The following is an 11,794-nucleotide window of genomic DNA, read 5'->3' as shown; positions in this document are numbered from 1 at the left end:
GGCAAGCGGAATGGAAATAGTTGCGACGGGTTTATGAGGAACGAGTGATTCCGGCCGGCACGCCCGGCCACGAGCCCGACCCGGACATGCCGAGGGCCCGGAGCGGCATTCCGCTCCGGGCCCTCGCCACACGTTTCGACCGGACGGCCGCGACCGTCAGTCGGCCTTCTTCTCGTGGTAGCGGACGATCTGCGCGAACTCCTCGGCGGCCAGGCAGGCACCGCCGACCAGTCCGCCGTCCACGTCCGGCTGCGCCATCAGCCCGGCCACGTTGCCGGCCTTCATCGAGCCGCCGTACAACACCCGCACCCGGTCCGCGAGTTCCGGCGAGTACAGCTCGGCGAGCTTGGCCCGGATCGCCGAGCACACCTCCTGCGCGTTCTCCGGCGTGGCCACCTCGCCGGTGCCGATCGCCCAGACCGGCTCGTACGCGATCACCACGGACTCGGCCTGCTCCGCCGTGATGCCCTTGAGCGCGCCCTCGACCTGCGCGAGCGTGTGGGCCACGTGCCGGCCCGCCTTGCGCACGTCCAGGCCCTCGCCGACGCACACGATCGGGACCAGGCCGCTGCGATAGGCGGCGTGCGCCTTCGCGTTCACCACGGTGTCGTCCTCGGCGTGGTACTGCCGCCGCTCGGAGTGGCCGACCAGCGCATAGGTGCAGTTCAGCTTGGCGAGCATGGACCCGGCGATCTCGCCGGTGTAGGCGCCGCCGGCGTGCTGCGAGATGTCCTGCGCGCCGTAGCTGAAGCGGAGCTTGTCCGCGTCCACCATGGTCTGCACCGAGCGCAGGTCGGTGAACGGCGGCAGCACCGCGACCTCGACCCGGTCGAAGTCCTTGTCGTTCAGGGTGAACGCGAGCTTTTGCACCAGGGAGATGGCCTCGAGGTGGTTGAGGTTCATCTTCCAGTTGCCCGCCATCAGCGGGATGCGGCCGGTGCCGTTGTTGAGCGCAGACATCGGGATCAGCCCTCCAGGGCTTCGAGACCGGGCAGGGACTTGCCTTCGAGGTACTCCAGGCTCGCGCCGCCGCCGGTCGAGATGTGACCGAAGGCGTTCTCGTCGAAGCCGAGCGTGCGCACCGCCGCGGCCGAGTCGCCGCCGCCGACCACGGTGAACGCGTCGGAGTCGATCAGGCCCTGCGCCACCGCGCGGGTGCCGTGGCTGTACGGCTCCATCTCGAACACGCCCATCGGGCCGTTCCAGAAGACCGTCCGGGCGTCGGCGAGCTTGTCCGCGAACAGTTCGCCGGACGCCGGGCCGATGTCCAGACCGAGCCGGTCGGCGGGGATCGCGTCGGTGGAGACCACCGCGTGGTCCGCGTCGGCGGAGAACGCGGTGGCCGCGATCACGTCGACCGGCAGCACGAACTCCACGCCGCGCGCCTCGGCCCGGGCCAGGTACTCGCGGACCCGGTCGAGCTGGTCCTTCTCCAGCAGCGACTTGCCCACCTCGTGGCCCTGCGCGGCCAGGAAGGTGAACACCATGCCGCCGCCGACCAGGATCCGGTCGGCCTTGTCGAGCAGGCTGTCGATGACGCCGAGCTTGTCGGACACCTTCGACCCGCCCAGGATCACCGCGTACGGACGCTGCACGTCCTCGGTGAGCCGCTTGAGCACGTCCAGCTCGGTGGCGATCAGGCCGCCGACCGCGTGCGGCAGCCGGGCCGGCACGTCGTACACCGACGCGTGCTTGCGGTGCACCGCGCCGAAGCCGTCGCCCACGTACACCTCGGCGAGCTCGGCGAGGCGGTCCGCGAACGCGCCGCGCTCGGCGTCGTCCTTGGCCGTCTCGCCCGGGTTGAAGCGCAGGTTCTCCAGCAGCGCGACCCGGCCGTCGGCGAGCCCGCCGACCGTGTCCCGGGCGCTGTCGCCGACCGTGTCGGTCGCGAACGCCACGTCGGCGCCGAGCAGTTCACCCAGTCGCGCGGCAACCGGCGCGAGCGAGAACTGCGGCTCGGGGGCGCCCTTGGGCCGGCCCAGGTGCGAGCACACGATCACCCTGGCGCCGCGGGCGACCAGGGCCTCGATGGTCGGCACGCTCGCCCGGATCCGGCCGTCGTCGGTGATGCGCCCGCCGTCGAGCGGGACGTTGAGGTCGGCGCGTACCAGGACGCGCTTACCGGATACCTCGATGTCGTCGATGGTCTTCAAGTTCGACTCGTCCTCGGATGTCGAAGAAACGGGTGGGGGTAGCCGAGAAACGGGCCCGGGTGACGGCGTGTCACCCGGGCCCGCATCGTCAAGCGTTGTCCATCGGTGCGTGGTGCCGCACCGTCAGAGCTGACCACCGATGTAGCCGACCAGGTCGACCAGGCGGTTGCTGTAGCCCCACTCGTTGTCGTACCAGCCGACGACCTTGACCTGCTTGCCCTGGGCCATGGTCAGGCCCGAGTCGAAGGTGCACGAGGACGGGTCGGTGACGATGTCCGAGGAGACGATCGGGTCCTCGGTGTAGGTCAGGTAGCCCTTGAGCGAGCCCTCGGCGGCCTTCTGGAAGGCGGCGTTGACCTCGTCGCGGGTCACCTCGCGCTCCAGCTCGACGACCAGGTCGGTGACCGAGCCGGTGGGGACCGGGACGCGCATGGCGATGCCGTCCAGCTTGCCCTTGAGCTCGGGGATGACCAGCGCGGTCGCCTTGGCGGCACCCGTCGAGGTCGGGATGATGTTGGTCGCGGCGGCCCGCGCGCGGCGCAGGTCCGAGTGCGGGAAGTCCAGGATGACCTGGTCGTTCGTGTACGCGTGGACCGTGGTCATCATGCCCTTGACCAGACCGAAGTTCTCCAGGAGAACCTTGGCCATCGGCGCGACGCAGTTGGTCGTGCAGGAGGCGTTCGAGATGATCGTGTGCGCGGCGGCGTCGTACTTCTCGTGGTTGACGCCCATCACGATCGTGACGTCCTCATTCTTGGCCGGAGCCGAGATGATGACCTTCTTGGCGCCGGCCTCGATGTGCTTCTTGGCCTTCTCGGCGTCCGTGAAGATGCCGGTGGACTCGATCACGATGTCCGCACCCAGCTCGCCCCAGGGCAGCGCGGCCGGGTCACGCTCGGCGATGACCTTGAAGGTCTTGTCGCCGACGGTGATCGCGTCGTCGGTGTAGGTGACCTCCTGGCCGATGCGGCCGAGGATGCTGTCGTACTTCAGCAGGTGGGCCAGGGTCGCGATGTTCGTGAGGTCGTTGACCCCGACGATCTCGAAGTCCGCGCCCGAGGCCAGCGCCGCGCGGAAGAAGTTGCGGCCGATACGGCCGAATCCGTTGATGCCTACCCGGATCGTCACGAACCGATCTCCTCTGTCGAACGCCGAATGCCCTGATGGTGAATGGCCGAGGAGATGGTCAGTGGAATCTGCGATATCCCCGGCCATGTCCGACCCTACCGTGACGCCCCGGGCACCTTCACGCAGGCTTGCTGCACAAGATGCCCAGGGCGGGACGGATGATCGCAAAAGCGGATCGGCGGGCGATCTCGGGCGGAGCTACTTCTCGCCGACGGACTTGGTGATGCCGAAGGCCGCGACGGCGCCGAACACGAAGACGAGGAAGTCGAACGGCTCCAGGCCGTCCTTCCAGCCCTGGATGATGTCGCTGCCGAAGTCGGAGACCACGTCGAGCACCGAGATGTTCAATTCGTCGGCGCCCGCCAGAGTGATCGCGGTGAGTTGCCCCAGCATGATCCCGACCAGCGCGAGCACGATCGCCACGATCGGCAGTACCGGGTTGGCGCCCCCGACCCGACCCATCGCGAGACCGATCAACGCCGCGACACCCACCCCGAACCAGGTGCTCTGGATCTCCAACGACTTGACGATCACGCCGTACACACCGGCGCCGACCAACATCGCCACCACCCCGGCCGCGACGGCCAGGCCCGGGTTGCCGACGCGGCGCGGCGGCTGCGGCGGCGGCCCGCCGTACGGCCCCGAGCCGAACGGCCCGGGCGGACCCGGCTGTTGTTGCCCCCACTGCCCCGGGCCGGGTTGGCTCGGCGGCGGCCCCCAGGGACCGGGTGCGTTGTTGCTCAAGGCGATTCCCCCCGACAAAAAAGTGGCACACGCCGGAACTCGCGTGTGCGCACAGACGTTAATGGCCCCCGGCGGAGGAGTCTCCGCCGGGGGCCGGCGTTGCGCTATCGGTTTTCACCCGTCAGCGCGTCGCAATCGTGCGCGCCTACTTGTACAGCTCCCGCAGGATCCGGTCGACGAACACCTTGCGGTCGTCCGCGGTGGCCAGCTGCTCCAGGCCGAAGCCGATGAGCATGGTGTCGTCGGTGGCGATCACCGACGAACCGAACGCGGCCTGGCTGCGCGTGAAGCCGACGAGCGAGCGGTCACCGGGCGGCGGACCGGCCAGGACCCACGGGCCCAAACCGGTCTCGAAGCCCTCGGCGTCCAGGACGCCGGCCGTGGTGGTGACCTTGGTGTCGTCCACGAACAGGCCGGTGCCACCGGTGTTCGCGTCGCTCACGTACGAGATCGAGACCTCGATCTTCTTGCCCGCGTACGCGGACAGGTCGAAGGCGACCGGCTTCCAGCCACCCGAGTTGCCGGTGAAGGAGTTCCACGCGCCGGTGGTGCCGGTGCTCAGGCACGTGGGGGTGGTCACCGTCAGGTAGTGCCGCAACTGCGTGTGGGTCCTGACGAAGTCGCCACCCTCACAGGACGTGGGCGGCTCGGTGCCGGTGCCACCGTTGAGGTCGGGCAGCGTCGTCCAGTCCTCGGCACCGACCGTGTGCGCCTCCACGATCGCGTGGTCCCAGTTGGCCTCGGTGTCGTACGAGAACTGCGCGGTCAGCTTCGCCGCGTCCGCCGCCGTCACTCCGGTGAGGTCGATCGTGCGGGTCAGTCGCTTGTACGCGTTGTCCGAGTGCAGGCCGTTGATGTACCACGAACCCTCGGCCGGCGAGTACGGCCCGGACGTGTTGCCCGAGTAGGTCGCCACCGAACGGCTGTCGAACATCGGGAACTGGTCCGGCGTCAGGATCGCGCTGGTGGGCAGGAACCCGCCCGCCTCGTTCAGCGGGTTGGACGCGGTGCCCGGCAACGCCTTGTCGATGCCCTCGAACGGCGCGGCCGCGCCGACCACCCCGGTGGCGCCGTTGGTCGCCGACCGGTCGTACGCGCCCAGCCAGTACTGGGTGAAGTCGTCCGAGACGATCAGGCAGTCGCCCGCCGGATCGGCGGTGACCTTGCAGGGCTGGTCCGGGTGGCCGTTGAGGCCGTAGTAGATGCCGCCGCCCGCCGCGCTGCGCAGGGGACCGTAGTAGCCCGCGGTCTCACCGAGGTAGGCCAGCTTGCCGCCCTCGTTGAGGAAGTCGCGCACGTTCACGGTCAGATCCTGGACCGCGGGGGTGACCTGCGCGTCCCGCACCGGCCGGCCGCGGAAGTCGGTGATCTCCCGGGCCGCGTCCTGGGTCAGTCGGTTGTCGCCGAGATACCAGAACACGCCCTTGAAGTGCGAGAGCACGCCGAGGTGGTGCGGTGTGCCGAGCCTGTCCACGTCGTAGACGGCCGCCTTGATGCCATTGGCCGCCAGTGCGTCCACATACTGCTGGGCGTACTTGGGGCCGACCGTGTTCGGCGGGTAGGTCGGGTTGACACCCTTGTAGTCCTCGTTCGCCAGGACCAGCGTCTCGGTCTTCTCGGCGATGCCGCTCTCCACCGTGAAGGTGAAGCGGTCACTGGAGACCTTGCCGGTGCCCGCCTTGTCGCCGGTGAACCACACCTCGATCCGGTCACCGGTGCGCACGTTCTTGATGTCGCCCCGGTATTCGGCGTAGTAGGCCGAGCCCTGTTCGCCGTACCGCTCGCCGCCCTTCCACTCCTTGACGCCCGCGGTCCTGGCCGGGCCGCCGTTGACGCGGTAGTTGAGCTTGCGGTTGGTCAGCGAGCGCTTGGCGATCACCGCGACGGTCTGGTCGTCGTGGTCCTCGGCATAGGAGTGCTCGAACCGGTCGGCCACCAGGTCGGGGGCGTTGCGACCGACCGAGGAGACCGGATCGTCCGGGTCCTTGGCCGACTTGGCCACCGACAGCGCGAACGCCCGGTTCTTGGCGTACTCCATCGCGACCAACGTCTCGTCGTTCGGGAACTCGAAGATGCTGCCGCAGTTGTCCTCCGTGTACGGGTCGTCCGGCAGGTAGCCGGCGGCCGTCACGCACGTGGACATCTCCGGGGTGAACGACAACGTCTTGTACGCCTCGTTCATCTGCCCGTCGGTGTCGCCGTTGGTCACGTACAGCTCGGCGGACAGGTCCGGGTCGTAGTCCGGGACCGCCGGGTGCGCGTCGTCGCCCGCGAGCGCGATCATGATCTGGTCGTCGGGGCTGGGCGTGGCCACCTGCGAGCCGACGCCGTACAGGATCAGCTGCGCGGCGGAGTGGTAATTGACCACGAACTCCGCCTTGATGTGCTTGGCGAAGCCCTCGATCGCCCGGGTCTCCGGCTCGGAGGAGGGCGCGGGCCCCCGGTAGGTCTCGTTCAGCGGGTCGGGCGAGGAACCCTCGTTGTCGTAGCCCCACTTGTAGTCGAAGTTGCGGTTGAGGTCGACACCGTCGCCGGCGGTGATCACACCGTCGCCGTTGTTGTCGCGCAGGTTCTTGCGCCACAACCGCTGGTCGGTCTCGAAGGTCCAGTCGTAGCCGTCGGGGTTGGCCGAGACCACGAACCACAGCTCGTTGTCCGAGACCAGCTTGGTGGCCTCGTCGTCCTTGCCGTAGCCCTCCACGTAGTGGTGCACGAGCCGGCGGGTCATCTCCGGCGTGATCCACTCACGGGCGTGCTGGTTGGACATGTACAACACGCCGGGCTTGGAGCCGTCGGCACTGGTACGGACGTTCTTGGTCACCTTGACCGCGAGAATGTCCTGACCGAGCACGGTCTTGCCGATGCTGACGGTCTTGGCGATGTCGGGGTGGTCCTTGGCGAGCTGGACCAGCTCCGCGCCGAGGCCGCCCGGGCCGCTGTACTTGCGGAAGACACCCGCGTCGGCCGCGGCCGATCGCTTCTGCGCCCGGGACTTGGCCTCCACGGAGATGCCGGCGGCACGCAGCTTGGCGGCCTGGGCATCGCTCAGGATCACCTCCAGCTCGGCCTTGCCGTCGGCGGCCCTGGTGGTCCGGGTCTCGTGCCGGTCCACGCCCAGGTCGAAGATCTGCTTCACCTGTGCCGCGTCGGCCGTGATCGTGTAGGACTGCGGACCTGCTTCGCCCGCCGGAGGAAGTTTCGCTTCCGGCGGCGCGCTGGTCACTTCGGGGTACGAGACCGGATTATCGGCGGGTGCCGCGGTGCTCGCCGGCGCTGCGGTCAACAGACCGAGCGCCAGTGAGAGCGCCGCGATTCCCGTGGTGCCGATCCGGACTCGTGTGGTGGTGCCCCTGGAACGATGACGCCTCATCGACCCCCCAGTCGTGGGTTCGGCGTGCATAGGGACGGCGCAAAACCACGACCTCAAGGTACGGAACGTGACTCCTGCGCCCGGGTGTTGCGCATGCTACGGCAACTACCGTGTGGTACACGAGACCTGACGCACGGTCATATTCGGTCAATGCTACGCGCAGAGATTCCGCATTGTGATCAGAACCAGTCGGGACACCACGGTTCGCGCGGCGTCCGCAGCAGCGCCTCGGCCCGCTCCGCCGCACCGGGTGTGCGCTCGGAGATCCGGCCGGTCACCGCGAGCCGCACCGGCGAGCCCGCACCCAGGTACAGCGCCCCCAGCGTCGAGGCGCCCAGGACCAGATCCGCGGGGTCACCGGTCGGCACACACCGCGCCTCCTCGGCCGCGCCGTCGATCGCGAACCGTCCCGCCGCGTAACCCAGATCGTCGTGCACCTCGACCACGAGCCGATCGCGCGCACCGTAGGTGCGGGCCGAGAACGCGGCGGGCGCGTCCAGGATCCGCGCCCACACGAAGTCCCGGCGCGACTGCGTGGTGATCGCCCGCGGATCCTCCACGAGCAGCGGCAACAACTCGTCGGGACTGCGGTCGGGACCCTCGACCCGGTTGACGTAGTCGACGTTCGCGCAGAATCGCCACAGCGCGATCTCGGCCGCCGGGGTGAGCGCGAGCAGCGAGTCCACGGTCAGCGTGACCTTGGGCACGAACTCGTCCCAGTGGTCGTCGGTGCGATAGCCGACCAGGCCGGCGACCTTGCCGGACGGGTCGCGGTACACCGCGTGGAAGCGCGGCGGGCTCGGGCTCATCGGCGAGGGCACCAGCCCGGTGTACATCTGCCACCACATCGCGGTGCGCTCGATCGCCCCGGCCCGCAGTCGGCGGAACTCCTCGTGCAGCGGCGGCCCGACCTCGGCCACCTCCTCGGGGGTGGCCAGCGTGATCCGGGCCCCGGCCTCGACCGGCGCGTCCGGCGCGAAGTCGGTGCGCAGCGTGTCCAGGGTGAACTTCTGGTACTCGGTGGCCACACCGAAGCCGAACCGGCCGTAGATCCGGTACTCGGCGGCGATCAGGATGGCCACCGACTCGCCGCGCGCGGCGGCGTCCGCCAGATCCAGGCCCATCATCTTCGTGAGCAGGCCCTGCCTGCGGTGCGTCGGCGAGACGGTGACGTTGGTGATCGCCGACGCCGGCACTATCGCCCCGCCGGGCACGGTCAGACCGGTGGCGAAGCTGCGGAAGGTGCCGACGCAGCGACCGCCGTCGAAGGCGCCGCGCGTACGGGCGAAGTCGGCCCGCTCGCGCCAGTGCTCGATCCGCTTCTCCCGGTTCTCCTCGGTGTCGTCCGGGACCCGGAGAAAACCGATGCCGACGGCGGCGGTCCAGGGGATGATGTCGTCTTCGCCGATCGTGCGGATTTCCACTGCGGTGGTTCCTTCCTCGCATGCGCGGCCTTCCCCCGACAACGGACGAAGGCGCCGACCCGGAGACCCTATGTCTCCGGTTCGACGCCTTCGAATGGTTTTCGCCGGCGCACGTCGGCCCCGGGGCCGGTCAGGACACGAGTATGTCCACCGACAGGCCCGCATCGGTGCCGGGCATGCCCAGTTCGCCCGCACGCTTGTCGGCCATCGCCAGCAACCGGCGGATCCGACCCGCGACCGCGTCCTTGGTCAGCGGCGGCTCGGCCAGCCCGCCCAGTTCCTCCAGGGACGCCTGCTTGTGGTCGAGCCGCAGCTTGCCGGCCGCGGCCAGGTGCTCCGGAACCTCCTCGCCGAGGATCTCCAGGGCCCGCTGCACGCGCGCGCCCGCCGCCACGGCCGCGCGGGCCGAGCGGCGCAGATTCGCGTCGTCGAAGTTGGCCAGCCGGTTCGCGGTCGCCCGCACCTCGCGGCGCATCCGCCGCTCCTCCCAGGCCAGCACGCTCTCGTGCGCACCGAGCCGGGTGAGCAGCGCGCCGATCGCGTCGCCGTCGCGGACCACCACCCGGTCCACGCCGCGCACCTCGCGCGACTTGGCCGCGAGACCGAGCCGACGGGCCGCGCCGACCAGCGCGAGGGCCGCCTCCGAACCGGGGCAGGTCACCTCCAGGGCCGAGGAGCGGCCGGGCTCGGTGAGCGAGCCGTGCGCCAGGAACGCGCCGCGCCAGGCGGCCTCCGCATCACACGTCGCACCGGAGACGACCTGCGGCGGCAGGCCCCGCACCGGACGCCCGCGGGCATCCAGCAACCCGGTCTGCCTGGCCAGCTGGTCGCCGCCGACCGCGACCCGCACCACGTACCGGCTGCCGCGCCGCAGCCCGCCGGGGGCCACCACGACCAGGTCCGAGCTGTGCCCGTAGACCTCCAGGATGTCCTTGCGCAGGCGGCGCGCGGCCATCGCCGTGTCCAACTCCGCCTCGATGACGATTCGCCCGCCCACGATGTGCAGTCCGCCCGCGAAGCGCAAGAGCGCGGAGACCTCCGCCTTGCGACAGCACGACCGGGTGACCGGGAGGCGGCTGAGCTCGTCCTTCACTGCTGCCGTCATCGCCATGAAGCGATCCTTTCACGATCGACGAAGATCCGGCCGTAGGCTGCGGCCAACCGTTCGGGGTCGTGTCGCGCGGTGCCGTCGACCGCCGAAACGGGGGCCAGGTGGATGTGTCCACCGAGCGCCGCCGTGGCCCGTTCCAGGCCCGGTACGTCCTCCACACGGTCGCGGTCGCCGAGGACGATGTCAAAGGTCAGTCCGGGAGCATGGGCGGCCAGCACCTCCAGGTGCTGCTGCGGCGAGAAACCCGCCGTCTCGCCCGGCTGCGGGGCCAGATTCAGCGCGAGCAGCCGCCTGGCCTTGGTCTCCACCAGGGCCGTCGCCAACTCGGGAACGAGCAGGTGGGGCAGCACAGAGGTGAACCACGAACCGGGCCCGACAACCACCCAATCGGCGTCACGAACCGCCGCGACCGCCTCCGGCACGGCGGGCGGATCACTGGGCAGCAGCCGGATTCCGCGCACGTCGCCCGGCGTCACCGCGACCTGCGCCTGCCCGCGCACGACGGACATCTCGTCCGGCCGGGCCGGGTCGTGCCCGGCCACGTCCGCCTCGATGTCCAGCGGGACCGCCGACATCGGCAGCACCCGCCCGTGCGCGCCGAGGAGGCGACCCATCCAGTCCAGGGCCGCGATCGGATCGTCCATCAGTTCCCACAGGCCGACCAGGAGCAGATTGCCGACCGCGTGCCCGTTCAGCTCGCCCTCGCGGCGGAACCGGTGCTGGATGACCCGACTCCAGGTCACCCCCCACTCGTCGTCGCCGCACAGCGCGGCCAGCGCCATCCGCAGATCGCCGGGCGGCAGCACGCCCAGGTCCTTGCGCAACCGCCCGCTGGAGCCGCCGTCGTCGGCGACCGTGACGATCGCCGTCAGTTCGTCGGTGAGCCGGCGCAGTGCCGCCAGCGAAGCCGCAAGCCCGTGTCCGCCGCCCAAGGCGACCACCTTGGGGCCGCTCATTCCCTGCCCATGTCGCGGTGCACGAGCACGGTGTCCAGGCCGTCCTCGGTGAGCCGGCGGGCCAGTCGTTCGGCCATCGCCACACTGCGGTGCTTGCCACCGGTACAGCCCACCGCGAGCGTCACATAGCGCTTGCCCTCGCGGCGGTAGCCCTCGGTGACGATGTGCAGCAGCTCGGCGTACCGGTCCAGGAACTCCTTGGCGCCGGGCTGGTCGAACACGTACCGGCTGACCGCCTCGTCCATGCCGGTGTGCGGGCGCAGCTCCGGGATCCAGTGCGGGTTGGGCAGGAAGCGGCAGTCGACGACCAGGTCGGCGTCCACCGGCAGGCCGTATTTGAAGCCGAAGGACATCACCGTGGCGCGCAGCTGCGGCTCGCCGGAACCGGCGAACCGGTCGTCCATCCGCGCGCGCAGCTGGTGCACGTTGATGTCGGACGTGTCGATCACCAGGTCGGCCTCGCCGCGCAGCTCGCGCAGCAGTTCGCGTTCGCGGGCGATGCCGTCCGGGATGCGCCCGTCGCCCTGGAGCGGGTGCGGCCGGCGCACGCCCTCGAAGCGCCGCACCAGGACGTCGTCGGCGGCCTCCAGGAAGACGATCCGACGCACCACGCCGGCCGCGTCCAGCTCGCTCAGCGCCGAGCGCAGGTCGTCGAAGAAGGTCCGACCGCGCACGTCGACGACGACCGCTATCCGCGCGACCGCGCCCTGGGTCCGCGCGCCGAGGTCGACCATCGCGGGGATCAGCGACGGCGGCAGGTTGTCCACCACGAACCAGCCGAGGTCCTCCATGCCCTTGGCGGCGGTGCTGCGACCGGCGCCGGACATGCCGGAGATGATCACCAACTCCGGGGTGCCCTCGACCGCCGTGCTCGTGACCTCGGTACTCATGCGTCCCCCCGGTGCGTA

At 70.1% G+C, this 11,794-nt stretch carries 9 protein-coding genes; all 9 read right to left on the bottom strand.

The genetic code is table 11. The features are described 5' to 3' along the window. Window positions 1–156: 156 nt before the first annotated feature. The 9 genes from tpiA to rapZ all read right to left on the bottom strand — a co-directional run bounded on the left by tpiA (window position 157) and on the right by rapZ (window position 11,776). The gene (tpiA, locus tag ACZOOI_RS22120) at window positions 157–960 is read right to left on the bottom strand and encodes a triose-phosphate isomerase (protein ID WP_465277448.1); all 804 of its coding nucleotides are present in this window, start codon (window positions 958–960) and stop codon (window positions 157–159) included. A 5-nt stretch (window positions 961–965) separates the two neighbouring features. Then, window positions 966–2,153, bottom strand: coding sequence for a phosphoglycerate kinase (locus ACZOOI_RS22115; protein WP_465277447.1), 1,188 nt, complete (start codon window positions 2,151–2,153; stop codon window positions 966–968). 123 nt (window positions 2,154–2,276) lie between these two features. Continuing rightward, window positions 2,277–3,281 carry a type I glyceraldehyde-3-phosphate dehydrogenase gene (gene gap / locus ACZOOI_RS22110; protein WP_020553576.1) on the bottom strand — a complete coding sequence of 335 codons (1,005 nt, stop codon included), beginning with the start codon at window positions 3,279–3,281 and terminating at the stop codon, window positions 2,277–2,279. A 198-nt stretch (window positions 3,282–3,479) separates the two neighbouring features. Further along, window positions 3,480–4,025, bottom strand: a complete 546-nt coding sequence (locus tag ACZOOI_RS22105; protein WP_465277446.1) for a hypothetical protein — start codon at window positions 4,023–4,025, stop codon at window positions 3,480–3,482. Window positions 4,026–4,170: 145 nt separating this feature from the next. Beyond that, entirely contained in the window at window positions 4,171–7,395 is a 3,225-nt protein-coding gene (locus ACZOOI_RS22100) for a M14 family metallopeptidase (RefSeq protein ID WP_465277445.1), read from the bottom strand. 179 nt (window positions 7,396–7,574) lie between these two features. Further along, a complete protein-coding gene (locus tag ACZOOI_RS22095) occupies window positions 7,575–8,819 on the bottom strand; it encodes a GNAT family N-acetyltransferase (RefSeq protein ID WP_465277444.1) in 1,245 nt (414 codons plus the stop codon). Window positions 8,820–8,949: 130 nt separating this feature from the next. Continuing rightward, the gene (gene whiA, locus ACZOOI_RS22090) at window positions 8,950–9,930 is read right to left on the bottom strand and encodes a DNA-binding protein WhiA (protein ID WP_020553580.1); all 981 of its coding nucleotides are present in this window, start codon (window positions 9,928–9,930) and stop codon (window positions 8,950–8,952) included. Further along, complete coding sequence (locus ACZOOI_RS22085) at window positions 9,921–10,886, bottom strand: gluconeogenesis factor YvcK family protein (RefSeq protein WP_465277443.1); 966 nt, start codon at window positions 10,884–10,886, stop codon at window positions 9,921–9,923. The genes whiA and ACZOOI_RS22085 overlap by 10 nt, the downstream gene beginning before the upstream one ends. Continuing rightward, window positions 10,883–11,776 (bottom strand): RNase adapter RapZ, encoded by an 894-nt coding sequence (gene rapZ, locus ACZOOI_RS22080; protein WP_391582553.1) that lies wholly within the window; start codon window positions 11,774–11,776, stop codon window positions 10,883–10,885. Before rapZ ends, ACZOOI_RS22085 begins: the two co-directional genes overlap by 4 nt. Window positions 11,777–11,794: the final 18 nt, after the last annotated feature.

This window comes from Embleya sp. L77 (assembly GCF_055557415.1).
This window is presented reverse-complemented; position numbering and strand designations above follow the sequence as displayed.